This is a genomic window from Pseudomonas sp. E45-MNA-CIBAN-0222 (assembly GCF_040310405.1).
GTDB classification, from domain to species: Bacteria; Pseudomonadota; Gammaproteobacteria; order Pseudomonadales; family Pseudomonadaceae; genus Stutzerimonas; species Stutzerimonas stutzeri_AC.
Map to the genome: position 1 here is coordinate 482,899 of NZ_JBEOPU010000002.1, position 21,596 is coordinate 504,494.

The 21,596-nt window shown below is 62.5% G+C and carries 23 protein-coding genes and 1 other RNA gene; 9 read left to right on the forward strand and 15 right to left on the reverse strand.

Translation table 11 applies throughout. The features are described 5' to 3' along the window. Positions 1-45 precede the first annotated feature (45 nt). The gene (gene yihA / locus AAEZ08_RS05195; RefSeq protein WP_058065476.1) at positions 46-690 is read left to right on the forward strand and encodes a ribosome biogenesis GTP-binding protein YihA/YsxC; all 645 of its coding nucleotides are present in this window, start codon (positions 46-48) and stop codon (positions 688-690) included. A 263-nt stretch (positions 691-953) separates the two neighbouring features. Here the strand turns inward: yihA and gcvP are convergent, their stop codons facing one another. The 10 genes from gcvP to AAEZ08_RS05245 form a co-directional block, all read right to left on the reverse strand. Then, on the reverse strand, positions 954-3,830 hold the full coding sequence (gene gcvP, locus AAEZ08_RS05200; RefSeq protein WP_500123850.1) for an aminomethyl-transferring glycine dehydrogenase: 2,877 nt from the start codon (positions 3,828-3,830) through the stop codon (positions 954-956). Positions 3,831-3,889: 59 nt separating this feature from the next. Beyond that, positions 3,890-4,279 (reverse strand): glycine cleavage system protein GcvH, encoded by a 390-nt coding sequence (gcvH, locus tag AAEZ08_RS05205; RefSeq protein ID WP_003282854.1) that lies wholly within the window; start codon positions 4,277-4,279, stop codon positions 3,890-3,892. Positions 4,280-4,331: 52 nt separating this feature from the next. Beyond that, the gene (gene gcvT, locus AAEZ08_RS05210; RefSeq protein WP_003282855.1) at positions 4,332-5,414 is read right to left on the reverse strand and encodes a glycine cleavage system aminomethyltransferase GcvT; all 1,083 of its coding nucleotides are present in this window, start codon (positions 5,412-5,414) and stop codon (positions 4,332-4,334) included. Between the two features lie 213 nt (positions 5,415-5,627). After that, the gene (locus AAEZ08_RS05215; RefSeq protein ID WP_003282856.1) at positions 5,628-7,244 is read right to left on the reverse strand and encodes an ABC transporter permease; all 1,617 of its coding nucleotides are present in this window, start codon (positions 7,242-7,244) and stop codon (positions 5,628-5,630) included. A 118-nt stretch (positions 7,245-7,362) separates the two neighbouring features. Beyond that, entirely contained in the window at positions 7,363-8,364 is a 1,002-nt protein-coding gene (locus AAEZ08_RS05220) for an extracellular solute-binding protein (protein ID WP_003282857.1), read from the reverse strand. 109 nt (positions 8,365-8,473) lie between these two features. After that, the gene (locus tag AAEZ08_RS05225) at positions 8,474-9,694 is read right to left on the reverse strand and encodes a 2-octaprenyl-3-methyl-6-methoxy-1,4-benzoquinol hydroxylase (protein ID WP_500123851.1); all 1,221 of its coding nucleotides are present in this window, start codon (positions 9,692-9,694) and stop codon (positions 8,474-8,476) included. Then, positions 9,694-10,182 (reverse strand): DUF4442 domain-containing protein, encoded by a 489-nt coding sequence (locus AAEZ08_RS05230; protein ID WP_003282859.1) that lies wholly within the window; start codon positions 10,180-10,182, stop codon positions 9,694-9,696. The genes AAEZ08_RS05225 and AAEZ08_RS05230 overlap by 1 nt, the downstream gene beginning before the upstream one ends. A gap of 24 nt (positions 10,183-10,206) precedes the next feature. Further along, entirely contained in the window at positions 10,207-11,385 is a 1,179-nt protein-coding gene (gene ubiH / locus AAEZ08_RS05235) for a 2-octaprenyl-6-methoxyphenyl hydroxylase (protein ID WP_500123852.1), read from the reverse strand. A gap of 1 nt (position 11,386) precedes the next feature. Beyond that, positions 11,387-12,721: a Xaa-Pro aminopeptidase gene (gene pepP / locus AAEZ08_RS05240; RefSeq protein WP_500123853.1), complete on the reverse strand. Its 1,335-nt coding sequence runs from the start codon at positions 12,719-12,721 to the stop codon at positions 11,387-11,389. A gap of 16 nt (positions 12,722-12,737) precedes the next feature. Further along, entirely contained in the window at positions 12,738-13,292 is a 555-nt protein-coding gene (locus tag AAEZ08_RS05245; protein ID WP_058065477.1) for a YecA/YgfB family protein, read from the reverse strand. Between the two features lie 129 nt (positions 13,293-13,421). Between AAEZ08_RS05245 and AAEZ08_RS05250 the strand changes: the two genes are divergently transcribed. From AAEZ08_RS05250 to AAEZ08_RS05265, 4 genes are all read left to right on the forward strand, one after another. Continuing rightward, positions 13,422-13,631, forward strand: a complete 210-nt coding sequence (locus AAEZ08_RS05250) for a TIGR02449 family protein (RefSeq protein WP_003282863.1) — start codon at positions 13,422-13,424, stop codon at positions 13,629-13,631. After that, on the forward strand, positions 13,628-13,942 hold the full coding sequence (locus AAEZ08_RS05255; RefSeq protein WP_103457126.1) for a cell division protein ZapA: 315 nt from the start codon (positions 13,628-13,630) through the stop codon (positions 13,940-13,942). The genes AAEZ08_RS05250 and AAEZ08_RS05255 overlap by 4 nt, the downstream gene beginning before the upstream one ends. A gap of 33 nt (positions 13,943-13,975) precedes the next feature. Continuing rightward, positions 13,976-14,154, forward strand: a non-coding RNA gene (gene ssrS, locus AAEZ08_RS05260) — 6S RNA. Positions 14,155-14,160: 6 nt separating this feature from the next. After that, positions 14,161-14,763 carry a 5-formyltetrahydrofolate cyclo-ligase gene (locus tag AAEZ08_RS05265; protein WP_181066033.1) on the forward strand — a complete coding sequence of 201 codons (603 nt, stop codon included), beginning with the start codon at positions 14,161-14,163 and terminating at the stop codon, positions 14,761-14,763. Between the two features lie 28 nt (positions 14,764-14,791). On the opposite strand, the gene AAEZ08_RS05270 is transcribed toward AAEZ08_RS05265, so the two are convergent. Continuing rightward, entirely contained in the window at positions 14,792-14,944 is a 153-nt protein-coding gene (locus AAEZ08_RS05270; RefSeq protein ID WP_003282866.1) for a hypothetical protein, read from the reverse strand. Positions 14,945-15,142: 198 nt separating this feature from the next. Here AAEZ08_RS05270 and AAEZ08_RS05275 point away from each other — a divergent pair, with 198 nt between their 5' ends. Then, on the forward strand, positions 15,143-15,592 hold the full coding sequence (locus tag AAEZ08_RS05275; RefSeq protein WP_500123854.1) for an EVE domain-containing protein: 450 nt from the start codon (positions 15,143-15,145) through the stop codon (positions 15,590-15,592). Position 15,593: 1 nt separating this feature from the next. Here the strand turns inward: AAEZ08_RS05275 and AAEZ08_RS05280 are convergent, their stop codons facing one another. Beyond that, positions 15,594-15,977, reverse strand: a complete 384-nt coding sequence (locus AAEZ08_RS05280; protein ID WP_181066047.1) for a flagellar basal body-associated FliL family protein — start codon at positions 15,975-15,977, stop codon at positions 15,594-15,596. Between the two features lie 230 nt (positions 15,978-16,207). On the opposite strand from AAEZ08_RS05280, the gene AAEZ08_RS05285 reads away from it, so the two are divergent. After that, positions 16,208-17,188 (forward strand): NADPH:quinone oxidoreductase family protein, encoded by a 981-nt coding sequence (locus AAEZ08_RS05285; RefSeq protein WP_500123855.1) that lies wholly within the window; start codon positions 16,208-16,210, stop codon positions 17,186-17,188. A gap of 57 nt (positions 17,189-17,245) precedes the next feature. Here the strand turns inward: AAEZ08_RS05285 and secB are convergent, their stop codons facing one another. The 3 genes from secB to AAEZ08_RS05300 are packed head-to-tail and all read right to left on the reverse strand — an operon-like array spanning position 17,246 to position 18,467. After that, the gene (secB, locus tag AAEZ08_RS05290; RefSeq protein ID WP_003282870.1) at positions 17,246-17,740 is read right to left on the reverse strand and encodes a protein-export chaperone SecB; all 495 of its coding nucleotides are present in this window, start codon (positions 17,738-17,740) and stop codon (positions 17,246-17,248) included. A gap of 56 nt (positions 17,741-17,796) precedes the next feature. Next, positions 17,797-18,051 carry a glutaredoxin 3 gene (gene grxC, locus AAEZ08_RS05295; protein WP_003282871.1) on the reverse strand — a complete coding sequence of 85 codons (255 nt, stop codon included), beginning with the start codon at positions 18,049-18,051 and terminating at the stop codon, positions 17,797-17,799. A 2-nt stretch (positions 18,052-18,053) separates the two neighbouring features. Beyond that, positions 18,054-18,467 carry a rhodanese-like domain-containing protein gene (locus AAEZ08_RS05300; RefSeq protein WP_003282873.1) on the reverse strand — a complete coding sequence of 138 codons (414 nt, stop codon included), beginning with the start codon at positions 18,465-18,467 and terminating at the stop codon, positions 18,054-18,056. 139 nt (positions 18,468-18,606) lie between these two features. Between AAEZ08_RS05300 and gpmI the strand changes: the two genes are divergently transcribed. Then, complete coding sequence (gene gpmI / locus AAEZ08_RS05305; RefSeq protein ID WP_483031410.1) at positions 18,607-20,154, forward strand: 2,3-bisphosphoglycerate-independent phosphoglycerate mutase; 1,548 nt, start codon at positions 18,607-18,609, stop codon at positions 20,152-20,154. 111 nt (positions 20,155-20,265) lie between these two features. Further along, positions 20,266-21,528, forward strand: coding sequence for a murein hydrolase activator EnvC family protein (locus AAEZ08_RS05310; protein ID WP_483031409.1), 1,263 nt, complete (start codon positions 20,266-20,268; stop codon positions 21,526-21,528). Positions 21,529-21,596 lie beyond the last annotated feature (68 nt).

A 21,596-nucleotide genomic window follows, 5' to 3' on the forward strand; every position in this document is an offset into this window, starting at 1 on the left:
GGAAACGAACCATTGCCGCACCTGCGCGCACTCACCGGAACGACCATGCTACCGAAAAACCCGATTCTCGGCCTTTGCCAACAGGCCTCCTTCATGATCAGCGCCGCCAAGGTCGATCAGTGCCCGGCCGACGAGGGTCTGGAAGTAGCCTTCGCCGGCCGCTCTAACGCGGGCAAGTCCAGTGCGCTGAACACGCTGACCCACGCCAATCTGGCACGTACCTCCAAGACACCTGGCCGTACGCAGCTGCTCAATTTTTTCCGCCTCGATGACGAGCGCCGACTGGTCGACCTGCCCGGTTACGGCTATGCCAAGGTACCGATTCCACTCAAGCAGCACTGGCAGCGCCACCTGGAAGCTTACCTGGGCAGCCGTGAGAGCCTGGCCGGCGTGTTCCTGATGATGGATATTCGCCATCCTCTGACGGAGTTTGACCGCATGATGCTCGACTGGTCCAACGCCAGTCAGATGCCGTTACATATCCTTCTGACAAAATCAGACAAACTGGCCTTTGGCGCCGCCAAGACCGCGCTGCTGACCATTCAGCGAGATATTCGCCAGACATGGGGCGAAGAGGTCAGCGTGCAGCTGTTCTCCGCACCCAAGCGTCAGGGAATCGAGGAAGCCCAATTGGTGCTGGCTAACTGGCTGGGCCTGTTGGATGACCAAGAGCAAGAGCCTGAAGCCTGAGCCAGTCAGCCGCTGGATGGGTTGCGCTTATCAAGCCATCGAGGGTTCTACGGTAGGGAATTGAAAAGCGCATCCACCCTACGCGGGACGAAATGCGAAAGAGAACGGGGTGCAAGCCAGCCGGAAGGAAGGAGAAGGAAGGATCACGCTATACCGATCCGGCGAGCGTGCCCCCTCTGGACTTGAAGCCCGGCATCCATCCTGAACGCGTAGCCTGAAACCCTCGTAATACTTGGATTCCAGGCTTGCGCTTGCAAAGCGCTTCAATCGCGATAGGCATCCACCGGCACGCAGGCGCAGAACAGGTTGCGATCGCCGTAGACATTGTCCACCCGGTTCACCGCCGGCCAGTACTTGTGGGCACGGGAGTGGGCGCTCGGCGTGACCGCTTCGGCAATGCTGTATGGCCGATCCCACTCGCCGATCACGTCAGCCAGGGTATGCGGCGCGCGCGCCAGCGGATTGTTGTCCGCCGGCCACTCACCGCCCTGGACCTTGGCGATCTCCGCGCGGATGCTCAGCATCGCTTCGACGAAACGATCCAGCTCGGCCTTCGACTCGCTCTCGGTGGGCTCGATCATCAATGTGCCCGGCACCGGGAAGGACATGGTCGGTGCGTGGAAGCCGTAGTCCATCAGGCGCTTGGCGACGTCCTCCTCGCTGATGCCGGTCTCGGCCTTGAGCGGGCGCAGGTCGAGGATGCACTCGTGGGCGACGCGGCCGTTGCGCCCGGCGTAGAGCACGGGAAATGCATCGCCCAGGCGATTGGCCAGGTAGTTGGCGCCGAGAATCGCGACTTCCGTGGCGTCGCGCAGCTGCGGGCCCATCATGGCAATGTACATCCAGCTGATCGGCAGGATGCTCGCGCTGCCCCAGGGCGCTGCGCTAACCGCGCCGTTGCCTGGCTGCGGGCCTTCCAGTTCGACCACTGGGTGATTGGCCACGAACGGTGCCAGGTGCGCCTTGACGCCGATCGGCCCCATGCCTGGGCCGCCACCGCCATGCGGGATGCAGAAGGTCTTGTGCAGGTTCATGTGCGAGACGTCGGCGCCGATGTCCGCCGGCCGCGCCAAACCGACCTGAGCGTTGAGGTTGGCACCGTCCATATACACCTGGCCGCCGTGAGCGTGGATCGCGGCGCAGATCTCGCGCACGTTTTCTTCGTAAACGCCGTGGGTCGACGGATAGGTGATCATCAGGCAGGACAGACGATCACCGGCCTCGGCGGCCTTGCGCTTGAGGTCTTCCAGATCGACGTTGCCGCCCTTGTCGCACTCGACGATGACCACGCGCATGCTGACCATCTGCGCCGAGGCGGGGTTGGTGCCATGGGCCGAGGACGGAATCAGGCAGATGTCGCGCTGCCCTTCGCCACGGCTCTCGTGATACTTGCGGATCGCCACGAGTCCAGCGTATTCGCCCTGGGCACCGGAGTTGGGCTGCATGCTGATCGCGTCGAAACCGGTGATCGCGCAGAGCCAGGCCTCCAGCTCCTCGATCATCAGCTTGTAACCCTGGGCCTGACCGCGCGGGACAAACGGATGCAGATTGGCGAACTCAGCCCAGGTGATCGGAATCATCTCGCTGGTGGCGTTGAGTTTCATGGTGCAGGAGCCGAGCGGGATCATCGCCTGATTCAGCGCCAGGTCCTTGTTCTCCAGCTGCTTGAGATAGCGCAGCATCTCGGTTTCGCTGTGGTGCGAGTTGAACACCGGATGCTCCAGGTAGCCGCTCTCGCGTTGCAGCGCCTCGGGAATGCCCGCGGCCAGCTCACCGGAATCCAGCGCGGAGACATCGAGGCCATGATCGGCACCGAGGAAGACCGCCAGGAGCTGCTCGACGGTACGCTCATCACTGGTTTCATCGAGGCTGACACCGAGACGGCCGCGGCCGAGGATGCGCAGGTTGATCTGCGCCGCTTCGGCGCTATCGATGATCGCGCTCTGCGCACCGCCGACCTCGAGGGTCAGAGTGTCGAAGAAATGCTGGTTGACCCGAACGATGCCCTTCTGCTCGAGACCCGCGGCGAGGATGGCGGTCAGCCGGTGGACACGCTGGGCGATGCGCTTGAGGCCCTGCGGGCCGTGGTACACGGCGTAGAAACCAGCGATGTTGGCCAGCAGCACCTGGGCCGTGCAGATGTTGGAGTTGGCCTTCTCGCGGCGGATGTGCTGCTCGCGGGTCTGCAGCGCCATACGCAGCGCGGTGTTGCCGCGGGCGTCCTTGGACACGCCGATGATGCGTCCCGGCATACCGCGCTTGAATTCGTCACGGCTGGCGAAATAGGCCGCGTGCGGGCCGCCGTAGCCCATCGGCACACCGAAGCGCTGGGTTGAGCCGAGCACGACGTCGGCGCCCAGCTCGCCCGGCGGGGTCAGCAGCAGCAGGCTGAGCAGATCGGCGGCGACGCAGGCCAGTGCCTGCTGCGCGTGCAGCTGCTCGATGGCCGGACGCAGGTCACGGATTTCGCCATGGGTGTCCGGGTACTGCAGCAGTGCACCGAACACCTCCTGCCCGGCCAGCTCGTCCAGCGTGCCGACCACCAGTTCGAAGCCGAACGCCTCGGCGCGGGTCTGCACCACGGAGAGCGTCTGCGGGTGGCAGTTCTCGTCGACGAAGAAGCGGTTGCTCTTGCTCTTGGCCATGCGCCGGGCCAGGGTCATGGCCTCGGCCGCTGCGGTCGCCTCATCGAGCAACGAGGCATTGGCCAGGTCGAGACCGGTGAGGTCGATGATCATCTGCTGATAGTTCAGCAACGCTTCCAGCCGACCCTGGGCGATCTCCGGCTGATAGGGGGTGTAGGCGGTGTACCAGCCCGGATTCTCCAGCACGTTGCGCAGGATCACCGGCGGAGTGATGGTGCCGTGGTAGCCCATGCCGATCAGGCTGGTCCAGAGTTGATTCTGCTCCGCATAGCCACGCAGCTTGGCCAGCGCAGCCTGCTCGTCCAGCGCCGCTGGCAGATCCAGCTCGTCCTGCAGGCGGATCGCCGGAGGCACGGTCTGCTCGATCAGCTGTTCGCGACTGGTCAGGCCCAGGGCGTCGAGCATGGCCTGCTGTTCGGCCTGATCCGGACCGAGGTGGCGGCGCAGGAAGGCATCGGGTTGCTGGAGTTGGGAAAGGCTCGGCATATACGGCATGGTCGCTACTCTCGGAAAAAACAAAAGCCCCGACAGAGCGGGGCTTTTGCGGATGATGCTTAGGCGTCGGCGTCGCAGGCGGCCTGGTAAGCGGCTGCGTCGAGCAGCTTGTCCAGCTCCGCCGGGTCGCTCGGCTGCAGGCGGAAGAACCAGCTGCCATAGGCGTCGCTATTGACCAGCTCCGGCGAATCGGCCAGCGCCTCGTTGATCGCGATCACCTCACCGGAAACCGGCGCGTAAATGTCGGACGCGGCTTTCACCGACTCGACCACACCAGCTTCCTGGCCGGCATTGAGCTGGCGCCCGACCTCGGGCAGCTCGACGTAGACCACATCCCCCAGCGCTTCCTGGGCGTGATCGGAAATGCCGACGGTGATGCTGCCGTCCGCTTCGAGACGGGCCCACTCGTGGCTGGCGGCGTAACGCAGATCGCTGGGGATATCACTCATTGTTGTGTCCTCAAGGCTGTTGACAGCAGTCGCGCAAAACAGTCGGTCGAATTTACACCAGTACCTTGCCGTGCCGCACGAATGTCGGCTGCACGACGCGCACCGGGTACCACTTGCCACGAATCTCCACCTCCGCGCGCTCAGCGGTGCCAGCGGGCACACGGGCCAAGGCAATGGACTTGCCAAGCGTAGGAGAAAAACTGCCACTGGTGATTTCGCCGTCGCCGGCACCATTCACCCGCACTACCTGATGGGCACGCAGCACGCCCCGCTCTTCGAGAACAAGCCCGACCAGCTTTGGCAGATCGTCACGCGCCCGCTCCTGCTCCAATGCAGCACGGCCAACGAAATCGCGATCACTCGGTTCCCAGGCAATGGTCCAGCCCATATTGGCAGCCAGCGGCGAGATATCCTCGTTCATGTCCTGACCGTACAGGTTCAGCCCAGCCTCCAGGCGCAGAGTGTCGCGTGCGCCGAGGCCGATGGGGGAAATACCGGCGCCGACCAGTTCGCTGAGGAAGTCCGGCGCCTGATCGGCCGGCAGAATGATTTCCAGCCCATCCTCGCCGGTATAACCGGTCCGGCCGATAAACCAGTCGCCATCGGCCATTCCTTGGAACGGCTTGAGTTCATGGACCAATCCAGCCCGGGTCTGGTTGAGCAGTTCGGCGGTACGAGCCCGCGCGTGAGGCCCCTGAATAGCCAGCATTGCCAGCTCTGGACGCTCCTTCACTTCAACGGCGAACCCTTCTGCCTGAGTTTGCATCCACGCCAGATCCTTGTCGCGGGTGCTGGCATTGACCACCAGGCGGTAGCCCCAGTCGGTGAGGTAGACGATCAGATCGTCGATCACGCCGCCGCGCTCGTTGAGCATGGCGCTATATAGTGCCCGGCCTGTGCTCTTCAGCCGCGCCACATCATTGGCCAGCAGGTGCTGCAGATAGGCGGTGCCTTGCTCGCCGGCTACATCGACGACGGTCATGTGCGAAACGTCGAACACCCCGCAGTCACGTCGCACCTGATGATGTTCTTCCACCTGGGAACCGTAATGCAGTGGCATGTCCCAGCCACCGAAATCGACCATTTTGGCGCCAAGCGCAAGGTGCTGATCGTAGAGGGGAGTACGCTGACCCATGGGTGTCTCCTTCTGGGCAGGTCGCCGAATCGGCATTGGAAAAGCCAGTAAAAGCCGGCCCGCGCAGGACCAGCGACTTTCGAATGGCGCGCATTGTAGCCTCAAGGTGGCGACAGGTCACGGCGCTTCAGGCGGGCGGAGACTGGAGGTAGAAAGGCAACCAGCGACAGCCGACCTGCTTCGCACAGCAGCCTACTGGAATCACCTATGCCGCTAGCCGGGCCGCCTTGCCGAGCGGCGAATCAGCAGCACAACAGGCAATAATCCAACCAACACCAGAGTCAGCGCCGGCAGCGAGGCACGGGCCCACTCCCCCTCACTGGTCATCTCGAAAATCCGTACCGCCAGCGTGTCCCAGCCAAAGGGACGCATCAGCAGAGTAGCCGGCATTTCCTTGAGAACATCGACGAACACCAAAAGCGCGGCGCTCAGGGTGCCAGGCAGCAGCAACGGCAAGTAGACACGGAAGAACAACGCTGGGCCACCGACCCCCAGACTGCGTGACGCCTGCGGCAGCGACGGGCGAATCCGTGCCAGGGCGTTCTCCAGCGGCCCAAAGGCGACCGCCATGAAACGGATCAGATAGGCCAGCAGCAAGGCCCCGAGGCTGCCAAGCAGGATCGGTTTGCCAGCACCGCCAAGCCAGCTGGAAAGCGGCATCACCATGTGCCGGTCGAGATAACTGAACGCCAGCATGATCGATACCGCCAGCACCGAGCCCGGCAAGGCGTAACCGAGATTGGCCAGGCTGACCGCACTGCGGATCGAGCGCACCGGCGCCTGCCGCCGGGCGAAGGCCAGCAACAGCGCCACCGTCACGGTGATCAGCGCAGCCATGCCGCCAAGATACAGGGTGTGCAGAATTAGCCCCGCATAGCGCTCATCGAGGTCGAAGCGTCCTCGCTGCCAGAGCCACGCGAGCAGCTGCAGCACCGGAATGACAAACGCGCACATGAACACCAGCCCGCACCAGGCACTGGCGGCAAAAGCCTTCACCCCGGTTAGCCGGTAGAGCGCTGCAGAACGCGCTCGCTCGCTGGCCGGTCGCGCCGCACCGCGTGCACGGCGTTCGCCGTAGAGCACCAACATCACCGCAAGCAGCAACAGACTGGCCAGCTGGGTGGCGCTGGTGAGGCTGAAGAACCCGTACCAGGTCTTGTAAATGGCTGTGGTGAAGGTATCGAAGTTGAACACTGATACCGCGCCAAAGTCAGCCAGGGTTTCCATCATCGCCAGGGCCAGGCCGGCGCCGATGGCTGGACGCGCCATCGGTAATGCCACCCGCCAGAACGCCTGCCAAGGCGATTGGCCAAGTACCCGTGCCGCCTCCATCAGCCCCTTGCCCTGAGCGAGAAACGCCGAGCGCGCCAGCAAATAGACGTAGGGATAGAACACCAGTACCAGCACCGCAATGACGCCACCGGTCGAGCGCACCCGCGGAAAGCGGACGCCGCTACCAAACCAGTCCCGCGCGAGACTCTGCACCGGCCCCGAGAAATCCAGCAGACCGATGAAGACGAAAGCCAGCACATAGGCGGGAATCGCGAAAGGCAGCATCAGTGCCCAATCCAGCCACCGACGACCGGGAAACTCACACAGCGCCGTCAGCCAGGCCAGGCTGACACCGAGCACGACCACCCCGGTGCCCACGCCCAGGACCAGCGTCAGCGTGTTCCCCAATAGGCGGGGCATCTGCGTATCCCATAGATGCGCCCAGATTTCACGGTCGATCGTGCCCCAGCTGAACAGCAGAATGCTCAGCGGCAGCAATACCAACGCCGCAACAGCGAAAGTGATGGGATACCAGCGGCGCTCGACGGGATGGGACACTCAAGCCTCGGAAGCAAAAAAGACAACGCCCCGGACCAGGCCGGGGCGCCGAGTATAACCGCAGCGGCGAGCGTGGCAGCTCGCGCCGCACGTCACCGCTGGAACCGCGGCGGGCTGATCAGTTCCAGCCGGCGCGATCCATCAGTTTGATGGCTTCGGCCTGGCGCTTGCCAGCGACTTCCACCGGGATGGTGTCAGCCTTGAACTCGCCCCAGGTCGCCACTTCGGCAGACGGCTTCACGCTCGGGTTGGCCGGGAACTCCATGTTGGCATCGGCGAAGATGTTCTGCGCCTCGGCACTGGTCATCCACTCCACCAGCTTGCGGGCGGCATCAGGGTTAGGCGCGTGCTTGGTCAAGCCGATGCCGGACAGATTCACATGCACGCCGCGGTCTTCCTGGTTCGGCCAGAACAGCCTGGGTTTGAGCTGCGGGTTCTGCGCGTGCAGACGACCGTAGTAATAGGTGTTGACGATGCCGACATCGCACTGCCCGGCGTCGACTGCCATGACCACCGAATTGTCATCGGCGAACACGTCGGTGGCGAGGTTGTTCACCCAGCCCTTGATGATCTGCTCGGTCTTCTCAGCACCATGGGTCTCGATCATCGTCGCAGTCAGCGACTGGTTGTAGACCTTCTTGCTGGTGCGCAGGCACAGGCGGCCTTCCCAGTTCTTGTCGGCCAGTGCCTCATAAGTGGTCAGCTCACCATCCTTGACCCGCTCAGGGGAGTAAACGATGGTCCGTGCGCGCAGCGACAGGCCGGTCCAGGAATCGCTGGAGGAACGGTATTGCGCAGGAATATTGTCTTTAACGACTTGGGAATTGAGCGGCTGCAGGATGCCCATTTCTTCGGCTTGCCAGAGGTTGCCGCCATCGACGGTCAGCAGCAGATCCGCTGGGGTGTTCGCGCCTTCGGCCTTGATGCGGGCCATCAGCGGAGCTTCCTTGTCGGTGATGAACTTGATCGCGACGCCGGTCTTCTCGGTGTAAGCGTCGAATACCGGCTTGATCAGCTCGTCGATACGCGAGGAGTAAACCACTACTTCGTTGGCAGCCTGGACAGCACCCGATAGCGCCGTGAGCGCCAGGGCGGCGAGTAAACCTTTGCTTGCCTGCATGGAACAGCCTCTTGGTGAGTTGAAACAGAGGCTGAATAGTAGTGAATGTTATTTACCTTCTCAATGCGACAATTCGTACAGGTAATCTTTTGTAAATATCAAATTGATATCAGGGCTTGGCCAGTTCGGGTAAGTCGCCGCTCAAACCCAAGGCTTGACGGACAAAAAGCGCCTTCGCCTCAGGTAGCGCCTGGACCGCCTTCAGGCCAGTGTTGCGCAACCAGCGCAGCGGCAGTGGATCGGCCTGGAACAGCCGTTCGAAGCCCTCCATCGCCGCCATCATCGCCAAATTGTGCGGCATACGCCGGCGCTCGAAGCGGCTCAGTACCTGTACATCGGCCACGCGCTCGCCGCGAGCAACCGCGGCCTTGATTACTTCCGACAGTACGGCGGCATCCAATAGCCCGAGGTTCACGCCCTGCCCCGCCAAAGGATGAATGGTGTGCGCCGCATCGCCAATCAGCGCCAGCCCGGGCTGTACGTAACGTTTGGCGTGGCGCTGGCGCAGCGGAATGCACAGCCGCGGATCGACTTCGAGCACCTCGCCCAAGCGCTGCTCGAAGGCGCGCCCCAACGCCGCTCGAAAGGACTCGTCATCGAGCGCCATCAGCCGCTTGGCTTCAGCCTCGGTAACCGACCAGACGATGGAACACCAGTGCCGATCGCCATCGCGCTCCAGCGGCAGGAACGCCAGCGGCCCATCATCGGTAAAGCGCTGCCAGGCTGTTCGCTGGTGTGGCTCACTGCAGCGCACGCTGGTGACGATCGCCTGGTGCAGGTAATCCCACTCCCGCGTTTCGCAACCAGCCAGACGGCGAATCGCCGAGTTGGCGCCATCCGCAGCGATCAGCAAGGGCGTGCGAAGCTCGCGGCCGTCGGCCAGCGTCAGCTGCCAGCCGTCAGCGGTGTGCGCCAGCTGTTCGACGCACGCTTCGCCGATCAGCTGCAGTCCGCCGCGGCGCTGCATAGCGTCCAGCAGCGCATCCTGCACCACACGGTTCTCGACGATATGCCCAAGCACTTCGGCATGTACGGTTTCGGCGGAAAAATGAATCTGCCCGGTGCCCGAACCATCCCATACATGCATATCCGTGTAGGGACTTGCACGGCGCGCGGCGATACCCGGCCAGGCACCGACCCGCTGCAGGATCCGTTGACTGGCCGCGGATAGCGCACTGACCCGCGGCTCGAAGCTGCACTGCGGATCGAATTCGACGACCTCGAGCGAGCTCGCATCAAGTACGACGATATCCAGCCCGCAACCTTCGAGCGCGAGGGCCAGCGTACTGCCGACCATACCGGCACCCACGATGATCAGATCCGCTTGCATCACTTCTCTCCTGGCTGCCGCGCCCGCGGCTTGAGTCGTACGTAGAGGGTCTTCTGCACCCGTGCCACCAGTGTGCCCTCGCCGTCCCGCACTTCAACATGCATTCTGGGCTGGTACTTACTGCCGTCGGCCGTGTGCGCGCGGATCTCATCCAACAGTTTGTCGCTGATAGCAAAATCGGCATAGACCACGCCACGCCCCGGCCTGATGAATTCGATGTTGGCCGCTTTGTCCCAGACGATGTAGTCGCGACCGAGATTCTCCATCAGCATCAGCACGAAGAACGGGTCGACCATCGAATACAGCGAACCGCCGAATTGCGTGCCGACATAGTTGCGGTTGTACCAGCGCAACACCATCTTGACCTGAATCTGGCGCAGATCCGCGCTGATGTGTCGCACCCGCACGCCCGCACCGATGTACGGTGGATAGAAATTCAAAGCCCAGCGCAGAAACCGGGCCTTACGCGCCAATCGGGAGCCGCTCATGCAAAGTCCTTTTGTTGCGGCGTTTCAGCCAGCACGAGTCCCCAGGCCCATGGCCTGACGCGCGAACCAGCGCTTAGCGGCAGGCGTCAGGTCCAGGCCGAGCAACCCAAGATTGCGACCGGCCGAAACCAGCCGACCGGAATCACCAAACAGCCGGGTGACCTGATCAGAAAAGCCGACGGTCATGCGTTGATCGAAGCGCTGCCTGCGGGCGTACTCCTGCAGCACCGCCAGCTCGCCTATCGCTGCGTCGCTGCGCAGCAAGGCGACACTCAGCGCATCCACATCGCGCAGCGACAGGTTGTAGCCTTGGCCGGCGATCGGGTGCAGGCTGTGGGCCGCATTTCCCAATACCACCAGGCCCGAGCGCACCTGCTCTTCGGCCTCGATCAGTGTCAACGGATACAGATGCCGGGCACCGACTTGCTGCAAGGTGCCCAGGCGATAGCCAAATGCTTCTTGCAGCTCGGCAAGGAACACCGCCTCGTGCGCTTGCGCCAAACGTGCGGCGTCGTCCTGGGATCGCGTCCAAACCAGTGCACAGCGATCATCTTGCAGCGGCAGCAATGCCATCGGACCATCTTCTGTGAAGCGCTCGAAGGCTAGCCCGTCATGCGGCTTACCCGGTGTGATATTGGCAATAAGCGCGGTCTGGCCGTAAGGCCTTCGCGACACATGGATGCCAAGCTGCTCGCGCAGCCCGGAACGACCGCCATCGGCAAGTACGGTCAAGTCGCACTCCAACCGCTGGCCGTCGGTAAAGCTCAGCCGATACCCCGCCGCGCAGGGCTCCAGACGTTCGACCTCGGCGGGACAGTGACGGATTACCACGTCGTCATCCAGCGCCTGCCAAAGGCAATGGCCGATCCAGGCGTTCTCGACCACGTAACCCAGTGCTTCGACGCCTTCGCGTTCGCAATCCAGCCGCGCCGCACCAAAACCCCCGCGCTCGGACACGTGAATGCGCCGAATCGGCTCGGCGCGCTCGGCGATGCGCGCCCATAGGCCAAGGCGCTGGTAGATCATTCGGGTGCCGTAGGATAAAGCCGTAGAGCGCGCGTCATAGCTCGGCTGGTACTCGTGCCCCGGCTCGAACGGCTCGATCAGATGGATGCGCCAGCCGCGCGCCCGGGCACCATCCTGCAAGGCCAGCGCGAGACTGGCGCCGACCAGCCCGCCACCGATGATCGCCAGGCTTTGCATGTCAGGCGACCTGCTCGCGAGCGGCGGCCATCAGCGCCTCGATTTCAGCGACGCTCTTCGGCACACCGTTGGTAAGAATTTCACAGCCAGTTCGCGTCACCACCACATCGTCCTCGATGCGCACGCCGATGCCGCGCCATTTCTTGGCCACGTTCTGATTGTCCACGGCGATATAGATGCCCGGCTCGACAGTCATCGCCATGCCCGGCTCGAGCACGCGCCACTCGCCACCGATCTTGTAGTCACCGACATCATGCACGTCCATGCCCAGCCAGTGCCCGGCGCGGTGCATGTAGAACGCCTTGTAAGCTTCGCTGGCGATCAGCTCATCGACCTCGCCCTGCAGGAGGCCCAGCTCGACCAGCCCGGCGGTGATTACCCGTACTGTGGCCTCGTGGGCCTCGTTCCAGTGCTTGCCAGGCGCGATGTGCTTGAAAGCCTCTTCGTTGGCCTTGAGTACCAATTCGTAAATGGCTTTCTGCTCGGGCGAAAAGCGGCCGTTGACCGGGAAGGTGCGGGTAATGTCGCTGGCGTAGCAGTCGATTTCGCAACCGGCGTCGATCAGCACCAGGTCGCCTGCCTTTAGCGGCGCATCGTTCTCACGGTAGTGCAGGATGCAGGCATTCCTGCCGGCGGCGACGATCGAGCCGTAAGCAGGCATCTTCGCCCCGCCCTTGCGGAATTCGTAGTCCAGTTCAGCTTCCAGGTGGTACTCGAACAAGCCAGCGCGGCTGGCCTGCATGGCGCGAATATGTGCACGTGCGGAAATTTCCGCCGCGTGCTTCATCACCTTCACTTCGTTGCTCGACTTGTACAGGCGCATGTCGTGCAGCAGGTGATCGAGGGCGACGAACTCGCTGGGCGGCTGAGCACCCTGGCGGGCCTTGGCGCGAATGGTCTTGATCCACTCCATCAGCCGATGATCGAAGGCTTCGTTGGTGCCGATGGCGTAGTACACACGGTCACGCCCCTCGATCAGGCCGGGAAGAATGTCGTCTATATCGCCGATGGGAAACGCATCGTCGGCGCCGTACTCCTTGATGGCGCCATCCTGCCCCGCACGCAGGCCGTCCCAAAGTTCGCGCTCGGGGTCACGCTCGCGGCAGAACAGCACGTACTCGCCATGCTCGCGCCCCGGGATGAGCGCGATCACCGCCTCCGGCTCAGGAAACCCGCAGAGGTACTGGAAGTCGCTGTCCTGGCGGTAGACATGCTCGACATCGCGGTTGCGAATGTACATCGGCGCGGCCGGCAGAATGGCGATGCTGTTGGGTTCCATCTGCTCCATCAGCGCCTTGCGCCGACGGGCGTATTCCGATTTCGGGATGCGAGTCATGGGCGGAACGGTGTCCTCAGTGCAGGGAAGGTTTCGGTGCAGCAGGTACCGGCTTGGCGCACTCGGTAAACAGCAGCAGTGGCGCTACGCGCAGATATTCCATCACTTCCATGTAATCGGTCTCGCCGTCCTCGGACTCTTCCAGAGAGTCTTGGATCTGTGCGATGGCCGAGAGATCCTGCAGTACTTCCACGGACTCGGTGCTCAGCGCGCGGTCGCCAGCGGTCAGGCCGAAGCCGGCGAGAAAGCCCTGGCACCACTGGCCCAGCGCAACGGCGCGTTCACTCAACGGCGCATCGTCGCTGGGCAGCAGCAGGACGACAGCAATGTCGTCACCGGCGAGTTCGCCCTTGACCATCTCCTGCAGGCCGATCAACGCCTGACGAATATTTTCCTGCGGCGCTTCGCCAAGCAGGTCCGAAGCATCGGTCAGCCAGGGTTCGACATCGAAGCCAGCGCCGGCGCAGCTGCGTCCGAGCAACAGGCCGTGCAACTCGGCAGGGGAAACGGTTTGAGGTGTACCTGCCAGAAGTGTGGCAAAAGCGGCATACGGGGAGTTCTGAATAGACATGGCGGCTAGGCGCACGATGGCGCAATGACTAGAATGAAGGCTTCGTATCCTAGCACCGGCGGCCGCGGCAAGACCATCGAAGCCCCTGGGCATCGCCTCCGTCTTCACCAGTGCCTCAACAGGAATCCCATGGAAGACGCCGATCTGAAAGCGCTGACCACCAAACTGGAACAGCTGATTCAGCGTATCGAGCAGCTCAAGGCGCAGAACCATCTGCTGCTGGCCAATGAGCGAAGCTGGCGTGAAGAGCGCGCTCATCTGATCGAAAAGAACGAAATGGCCCGTTTGAAGGTCGAATCGATGATTTCGCGCCTGAAAGCCCTGGAGCAGGACTCATGACCCAGCCGAACACCGTTACCGTACACATCATGGACAAGGAATATTGCATTGCCTGTCCGTCAGAGGAACGCAGCAATCTGGAAGGTGCGGCTCGCTATCTGGATCGCAAAATGCGCGAGATTCGCAGCAGCGGGAAAGTCATCGGCGCCGATCGCGTCGCAGTGATGGCGGCGCTGAACATTACTCACGAGCTGCTGCACAAACATGATCGGCTGGATGCCGAAGCCAACAGCGCCCGCGAACACGTGCGCATGCTGCTGGAGCGAGTCGACAGCGCCCTGGCCACCGATCCAAACCCGTCCAGCAACTGATGAACGGTTCGCATATTGAGGTATAATCCGCCCAACTCCCTGGCATGTTCGCCAGTCGGCGATGACCCTCTCCCGATAAGCAACACCATGGAGGCTACACGTGGTGCCGGTGTGCATGTCCGCCTGACGGAAAGCCTTAAGGTACTCTGTAGTCGCCACCTTGAACTCTCGGGTTCAAGGGCCTACGCTGGCAGCGGCATGCTGGGGAGCCACTTCTGATGATCGTAGCCGAAGGCCTTTCGCGCCCGGCGCTACGCCGCAAGCTGCGCCAAGCCAGGCGACAGCTCACTCCCGCGCAGCAACGTCTTGCCGCTAGCCGCCTTTATCGGCAGTTGGCTCAGCACCCTGTGTTCCGTCGCGCCCGGCATATTGCTCTGTACCTGCCCAACGATGGCGAAATCGATCCGGGCCTGCTTCTGCGTGCCGCTCAGAGACGCGGCAAAGCGACTTACCTTCCAGTTCTGAACCCCTGGCCACGAACGCGCATGGTATTTCAGCGCATCAAGCCCGGCGAAAGACTGCGCCGAAACCGTTTCGACATTTTCGAACCGGTTATCCGGTCCGCCCGACAACGACGCGTCTGGGCGCTCGACCTACTGCTGATGCCATTGGTCGGATTCGACGGAAAGGGAGGGCGCCTGGGGATGGGGGGCGGCTTCTATGACCGCAGCCTGGCCTACCGCGCGATGCGCAAAAAAAGTCACAAACCGACATTATTGGGCTTGGCCCACGAGTGTCAGAGAGTCGATCAATTGCCGCTGGAGAGTTGGGACGTACCGATTCAAGGCACAGTGACGGACCAGGGCTGGTACGTCGAATAATTTAAGGCCGCGTCCTTGCGGCACCTGCTCAGCGATGCTGGGCTTGTTGCACCTGAATGACCGGAGCCATGCCGGCGGCGCCGTCAGCTTGCTCCCACAGGCTCTGCGTATAGCCAGTAGTGACTACACCCAGACCAAAGATGAAGACCAAAATCCACAGAATATCGGGCTTACGTTTCATTTTGTGTTCGCCTCCCCCTACCAGGCGAAATGCTTGCGTCGAGTCGGTGTGATTTATCGTTCTAGGACTCGATAGGCCACCTTACAGCCGCGGCATTTTCCGTGAAGCATCGGCACCGCGCAAACAGGTATTGCAGCCGACTGTCGGAGATTTTGCCATCATGGTCTGATCGAACCGCCTTACAGGAGAGCAAGGTTCATGCCTTATTGGCTTATGAAGTCCGAACCGGACGAATTTTCCATCCTGGACCTGAAAGAAATGGGCCATGGACGCTGGGATGGCGTACGCAACTACCAGGCGCGAAACTTCATGCGCCAGATGCAGGAAGGCGATCAGTTCTTCTTCTATCACTCCAGTTGCGCCGAGCCAGGAATCGCCGGGATCGGCCGAATCAGCCGCAGCGCCTACCCCGACCCCAGCGCGCTCGATCCTTCCAGCCATTATCACGACGCCAAGGCCAACAGCGAGGCCAATCCTTGGAGTGCGGTCGATGTCGAATTCGTCGAAGCCTTCGCAGCGCCGCTGAAGCTGGCGCGCCTGAAAGCGCAGGCTGAACTGCACGAACTGGCGCTGGTGAAGAAAGGCAGTCGGCTGTCGGTAATGCCGGTCAGCGAAAGAGAATGGCAGGCGATCCTGGCGCTGCGCTGAGCTACTGGATGATCAGGTTATTGAACAGCAGATCATCGACCAGCGGTGCGCCCTCTTCCTGCTCCAGCACTTCGCGGACCTGCCTCAGCGCCTCCTGACGCAGCTGCTCCTTGGCTTCCGGGCCGCCCAGCGTTTCATCGGTCTGCTCGGAAAAAAGCATCACCAGCTGATGACGAATCAGCGGCTCGTGGTGCTTGACGCGATCTTCCACCTCCTTGCTTGAAATGCGTAGTGCGACGTCGGCCTTGTAGTACTTCAGCCGGTCGCCGGAGCCGTAGTTCCCGACCATGGCGGGCACCAGAGCGTAGTAGAGGGTTTGCGGGGCGGCGGCGTCCGCAGGCTCTTCCGCGAGGGCCGGCAGTGCGAAGGCAAGGCTGAAAAACACGGCGATCAAATACTTCACAGGCACTGCTCCAAGGGAAACCTGCGCCAGCATAACCAGTAGCCGCAGTGCACCCAAGCCCATTGCGCAACCGCCTGCCACTTATACGCTGCCATTACAGCGAGCGATGCTGATTGCCCTGCTGCACAGTGCTCCTAGACTGAATGGTCCTGAGCAGTCGAGCCATCCATCGTCGAGCGCCACACGCTCGACCAGTCGAACAAGGAAATGCGATGAAAGCCGTTCTGTGCAAAAGCTTCGGTCCGCCCGAGAGTCTGGTTATCGAGGATGCCCCTACCCCGCAACTGAAGCCGAGCGAGATTTTGCTCGACGTGCATGCGGCCGGGGTCAATTTTCCCGACACCCTGATGATCGAGGGTAAATACCAGTTCAAACCTCCGTTCCCCTTCTCGCCCGGTGGCGAGGCGGCCGGCGTGATCGCCGCAGTAGGCGAGAAGGTCCGCCACCTCAAGGTCGGCGACCGGGTCATGGCGCTCACCGGCTGGGGCAGCTTCGCCGAACAGGTAGCAGTCGCCGGCAGCAATGCCCTGCCGATCCCGCCGAGCATGGAATACGACATCGCCGCCGCCTTCAGCATGACCTACGGCACTTCGATGCACGCGCTCAAGCAGCGCGCCAATCTGCAGCCCGGCGAGACCCTGCTGGTGCTGGGCGCTTCCGGCGGGGTCGGCCTGGCCGCCGTGGAGATAGGCAAGGCCATGGGCGCCCGGGTGATCGCAGCCGCCTCGAGCGCCGAGAAGCTGGAAGTGGCGAAGAACGCTGGCGCCGACGAGCTGATCAACTACAGCGAAGTCGGCCTTAAGGAGCGCCTGAAAGAACTCACTGGGGGTCAGGGCGTGGACGTGATCTACGACCCGGTGGGCGGTGAGCTTTTCGAGGAAGCCTTCCGCAGCATCGCCTGGAACGGCCGCATGCTGGTGGTAGGGTTTGCAGCGGGGGGGGACATTCCGGCACTGCCGGCCAATCTGCCGCTACTCAAGGGAGCAGCATTGATCGGTGTGTTCTGGGGGGCCTTCGCTCAGCGCCAACCACAGGACAACGCCGCGAATTTCCGCCAGCTGTTCACCTGGCATGCCGAGGGCAAGCTCAAGCCGCTGGTGTCGCAACGTTTCGCTTTGCAGGACACCGGCAAAGCCATTGCTACGCTGGGGCAGCGCAAGGCGGTCGGCAAGCTGGTCGTGCAGGTGCGCTGACCCGCCGAGGGATTGCGCAGGAAGCAGTAGACTTCCTGCGCAGTCTCAGCCGCCGGATCAGTGAGCGGTGCTGGGCGCTTCGCCGGCGCTCTGCATACGCGTCATTTCCTGGGCGTAGAGTGCGTCGAAATTCACCGGAGCCAGCATCAGTGCCGGGAACGATCCGCGGGTAACCAGGCTGTCCAGCGCCTCACGGGCGTACGGGAAGAGGATGTTCGGGCAGAACGCGCCGAGCGTGTGGCTCATGGCCGCAGCTTCGAGACCCTTGATCAGGAAGATCCCGGCCTGCTGCACTTCGGCGATGAAGGCGACTTCTTCGCCGGTTTTCACGGTAACCGAGAGAGTCAGCACGACTTCATGGAAGTCACCTTCCAGCGCCTTCTGACGGGTATTCAGATCCAGCCCGACACTCGGATTCCATTCCTGACGGAAAATTTCCGGGCTCTTCGGCGCTTCGAAGGACAGGTCGCGGACGTAAATGCGCTGCAGGGAGAATTGCGCGCCCTGCTCGGTCTGCGATGCTGCGCCGCCGTTGTTAGCTTGTTCGGTCATTTCTGCAACCTTCTTTGTGCGTGTCGTTTGATTTGTTAGCGGCCCCGCGCCGGCACTCAGGCCTGCAGCATAGGGTCGAGACGTCCACTGCGCTCCAGAGCATGCAGCTCATCGCAGCCGCCGACGTGCTGATCGCCAATCCATATCTGTGGTACCGACGTGCGCCCGGCCTTGCTGGCCATCTCGGCGCGCAGGGATGAATTGCCATCCACGGGGATTTCCTCGTAGGCGACACCTTTGCGATCGAGCAACGCCTTGGCGCGAATGCAGAACGGGCACCAGGCGGTGGTATAGATGACGACGTTGGGCATGATTACTTGACCACTGGCAGATTGTCGCCGCGCCAGCTGGAAATCCCTCCCGACAACTTGGCGGCTGTGAAGCCTGCCTTCTGCAGCTCACGGCAGGCCGTTCCGGCGTGCTGCCCCATGGCATCGACCACGATGATGGTCTTGGCCTTGTGCTTTTCCAGCTCGCCTGTGCGGCTGACCAGCTTCTCGTAGGGAATGTTCAATGCATCGACGATATGGCCGGCGTCGAACTCCTTCTTGGCGCGCACGTCCAACACCACGCCCTCGTCACTGTTGACCAGTGCCGTCAGTTCGCGATTGCTCAGGCTCTTGCCACCCTTGCGTGTCTCGGTGATGAACAAAAGGATCAACAGCACGACGAACAGGCTGCTGAGTACATAGTGGTTAGAGACAAATTCAATCAGGTTAGCGAGCATCAACGGGTACCCGGACGATAAAATGCGGGCCAGTATACACAGGCCCTCCTACCGGCTGAACCCTGATGAATCGTGACCTCATCCTGGTCAGCCAGTAGACTGACCGCCCTTTTCCGCCCCGCGCAAGGAGCCCGAAAGCATGCCTGTCGCACCTAATGCCGTGCCCAAACCCCTGGTACTGATCATTCTCGATGGCTTCGGGCACAGCGACAGTCCCGACTTCAACGCCATCCATGCTGCGCGCAAGCCAGTCTACGACCGCCTGCTGGCCAGTCAGCCGCACGGGCTGATCTCCGGCAGCGGCATGGACGTTGGCCTGCCGGACGGGCAAATGGGCAACTCCGAGGTCGGACACATGAATCTGGGCGCTGGCCGTGTGGTGTATCAGGACTTCACCCGCGTGACCAAGGCGATCCGCGACGGCGAGTTCTTCGCCAATCCGACTATCTGTGCCGCCGTCGACAAAGCCGTAGGTGCGGGGAAGGCGGTGCACATCCTCGGCCTGCTCTCCGACGGTGGCGTGCACAGCCATCAGGATCATCTGGTCGCCATGGCCGAGCTGGCGGCCCAGCGCGGCGCCGAGAAAATCTACCTGCACGCCTTCCTTGACGGCCGCGACACCCCGCCGAAGAGCGCACAGCACTCCATCGAACTGCTCCAGGCTACCTTCACGCGCCTGGGCAAGGGGCGTATCGCCAGCCTGATCGGGCGCTACTTCGCCATGGACCGCGACAACCGTTGGGATCGCGTACAACAGGCCTACGAGCTGATCGTCGAGGGCAAGGCCGAGCACCACTCCGACTACGCCGTGGATGGTTTGATTGCCGCCTATGAGCGTGGCGAAAGTGACGAGTTCGTCAAAGCGACCACCATCGGCGAGCCGGTGCGTGTCGAAGATGGCGATGCCGTGGTGTTCATGAACTTCCGTGCCGACCGCGCTCGGGAACTCACCCGCTGCTTCGTCGAACCCGGCTTCAAGGAATTCGAGCGTGCACGGGTGCCGCAACTGGCCGAGTTCGTCATGCTCACCCAGTACGCCGCGAGCATTCCCGCGCCGGCAGCCTTTGCCCCGGAAGCGCTGACCAACGTGCTCGGCGAATACCTGGCCAACAACGGCAAGACCCAGCTGCGCATTGCCGAAACCGAGAAATACGCCCACGTCACCTTCTTCTTCTCCGGTGGCCGCGAAGAACCCTTCCCGGGCGAGGAACGCATTCTGATCCCGTCGCCTCAGGTCGCCACTTACGACCTGAAACCCGAAATGAGCGCGCCCGAGGTCACCGACCGCATCGTCGATGCCATCGAGAATCAGCGCTACGACGTCATCGTGGTCAACTATGCCAACGGCGACATGGTCGGCCATACCGGCGTGTTCGATGCCGCGGTCAAGGCGGTGGAGTGCCTGGACAGCTGTGTCGGGCGCATCGTCGAGGCGCTGGACAAGGTCGGCGGTGAGGCGCTGCTCACCGCCGACCACGGCAACGTCGAACAGATGGAAGACGTCATGACCGGCCAGGCGCACACCGCGCATACCTGTGAACCGGTGCCTTTCATCTATATCGGCAAGCGCAACGTCTCGATCCGCGCAGGCGGCGTGCTGGCCGATGTCGCCCCGACCATGCTGACCTTGCTCGGCATGCCGGTACCGCCAGAGATGACTGGCCGCTCGATCGTCGAGCTGAACTGATCGCCCAGGCGGGAAACGGCGTCAGCCGCCGTTTCCCGCTACAGGCTTCAAGCTTCCAGCTTGCTTTTTAGGCATACTACGCCGGTCATAACGCTCGGTTGACACCCTCCAATGCCCCGTACTTTTCTCGCCCTCGCCCTCCTCTGCCTGCTCGGTCCTGCCGTGGCGGACGATCGTGCCGCAGCGCGGCAGCAGATCGAAGCAGCCCGCCAGGACATCAACGAACTGCAGAAGCTGCTCAAGCAGATCGAACAGCAGAAGTCCGGCGTTCAGAAGCAGCTGCAAACCACTGAAAGCGAGATGGGACAGCTGGAGAAACAGGTCGACACCCTGCAGCAGGAAATCGACCGCAGCGAGGCGGAACTGGAACGCCTCAACGAGGAGAAGACCACCCTCGAAGGCGCACGCCTGGAACAGCAGCGCCTGATCGGCCTGCAGGCCAGAGCCGCCTACCAGAACGGTCGCCAGGAGTACCTCAAACTGCTGCTCAACCAGCAGAATCCGGAAAAATTCAGCCGCACCATCACCTATTACGACTACCTGAACAAGGCACGGCTCGAGCAGCTAGACAGCTTCAACGAGACATTGCGCCAGCTGGCCAATGTCGAAACCGATATCGAGGCGGAGCAGGCTCTTCTGGCGGAAAAGAAGGATGGCCTGATCGAGCGCCGCGACCAGCTCGCCGAGGTACGCAAGGAGCGTCAACAGGCACTCGCCAAGCTCAACAGCGACCTGTCCAGCCGTGAGCAGAAACTGCAGGCACGCCGCCAGGAGCAGGCCCAGTTCGAGCGTGTGCTCAAGACCATCGAGGAAACCCTGGCGCGCCAGGCGCGTGAAGCCGAACAAGCACGGCAGCGCGCGCTGCTTGCCGAGCGTCAGCGGGAGCAGCAGCGCCAGGCGGCAGGGGCAGCACCGACACCAGCGCCGAACGGGCCTACGGTGTCCAGTGCCGGCGGCAGCTTTGGCGGGCCGTTTTCCCAGGCCAAAGGCAAGCTCCCCTGGCCAGTCGATGGACGTCTCGTCGCCCGCTACGGCACTCCGCGCGGCGGCGACGCTCGAACCAAGTGGGACGGCGTGCTGATCGGCGCCAGCATTGGCACTCAGGTCCGTGCCGTGCATGGCGGACGGGTAGTATTCGCTGACTGGCTACGCGGCGCCGGCCTGCTTGTAATTCTTGACCATGGCAATGGCTACCTGAGCCTGTATGGTCACAACCAGAGCTTGCTGCGTGACGCTGGCGACATCGTCAAGGCCGGTGACCCGATTGCCACGGTAGGCACCAGCGGCGGCCAGGAAACTGCCGCACTGTATTTCGCCATTCGGCAGCAGGGCCGCCCCAGCGATCCTGCCCAATGGTGTCGCGCGCAAGGCTAGCGAGTTGCGGCGTTCGGTCCTGCCGAGCCGCCCGTATCGCCAAGCGCGCCCTCTCATAACTGGAGTTC

Coding starts and splice junctions, on each gene's coding strand:
- gcvT (WP_003282855.1), bottom strand. CDS start 5,414: ATGGGTCAGCGTACTCCCCTCTACGATCAGCACCTTGCGCTTGGCGCC.
- yihA (WP_058065476.1), top strand. CDS start 46: ATGCTACCGAAAAACCCGATTCTCGGCCTTTGCCAACAGGCCTCCTTC.
- gcvP (WP_500123850.1), bottom strand. CDS start 3,830: ATGCCGTATATGCCGAGCCTTTCCCAACTCCAGCAACCCGATGCCTTC.
- gcvH (WP_003282854.1), bottom strand. CDS start 4,279: ATGAGTGATATCCCCAGCGATCTGCGTTACGCCGCCAGCCACGAGTGG.
- AAEZ08_RS05220 (WP_003282857.1), bottom strand. CDS start 8,364: ATGCAGGCAAGCAAAGGTTTACTCGCCGCCCTGGCGCTCACGGCGCTA.
- AAEZ08_RS05265 (WP_181066033.1), top strand. CDS start 14,161: ATGATCGTAGCCGAAGGCCTTTCGCGCCCGGCGCTACGCCGCAAGCTG.
- AAEZ08_RS05245 (WP_058065477.1), bottom strand. CDS start 13,292: ATGTCTATTCAGAACTCCCCGTATGCCGCTTTTGCCACACTTCTGGCA.
- AAEZ08_RS05270 (WP_003282866.1), bottom strand. CDS start 14,944: ATGAAACGTAAGCCCGATATTCTGTGGATTTTGGTCTTCATCTTTGGT.
- secB (WP_003282870.1), bottom strand. CDS start 17,740: ATGACCGAACAAGCTAACAACGGCGGCGCAGCATCGCAGACCGAGCAG.
- pepP (WP_500123853.1), bottom strand. CDS start 12,721: ATGACTCGCATCCCGAAATCGGAATACGCCCGTCGGCGCAAGGCGCTG.
- AAEZ08_RS05225 (WP_500123851.1), bottom strand. CDS start 9,694: ATGCAAGCGGATCTGATCATCGTGGGTGCCGGTATGGTCGGCAGTACG.
- AAEZ08_RS05275 (WP_500123854.1), top strand. CDS start 15,143: ATGCCTTATTGGCTTATGAAGTCCGAACCGGACGAATTTTCCATCCTG.
- gpmI (WP_483031410.1), top strand. CDS start 18,607: ATGCCTGTCGCACCTAATGCCGTGCCCAAACCCCTGGTACTGATCATT.
- grxC (WP_003282871.1), bottom strand. CDS start 18,051: ATGCCCAACGTCGTCATCTATACCACCGCCTGGTGCCCGTTCTGCATT.
- AAEZ08_RS05285 (WP_500123855.1), top strand. CDS start 16,208: ATGAAAGCCGTTCTGTGCAAAAGCTTCGGTCCGCCCGAGAGTCTGGTT.
- AAEZ08_RS05310 (WP_483031409.1), top strand. CDS start 20,266: ATGCCCCGTACTTTTCTCGCCCTCGCCCTCCTCTGCCTGCTCGGTCCT.
- ubiH (WP_500123852.1), bottom strand. CDS start 11,385: ATGCAAAGCCTGGCGATCATCGGTGGCGGGCTGGTCGGCGCCAGTCTC.
- AAEZ08_RS05300 (WP_003282873.1), bottom strand. CDS start 18,467: ATGCTCGCTAACCTGATTGAATTTGTCTCTAACCACTATGTACTCAGC.
- AAEZ08_RS05255 (WP_103457126.1), top strand. CDS start 13,628: ATGACCCAGCCGAACACCGTTACCGTACACATCATGGACAAGGAATAT.
- AAEZ08_RS05250 (WP_003282863.1), top strand. CDS start 13,422: ATGGAAGACGCCGATCTGAAAGCGCTGACCACCAAACTGGAACAGCTG.
- AAEZ08_RS05230 (WP_003282859.1), bottom strand. CDS start 10,182: ATGAGCGGCTCCCGATTGGCGCGTAAGGCCCGGTTTCTGCGCTGGGCT.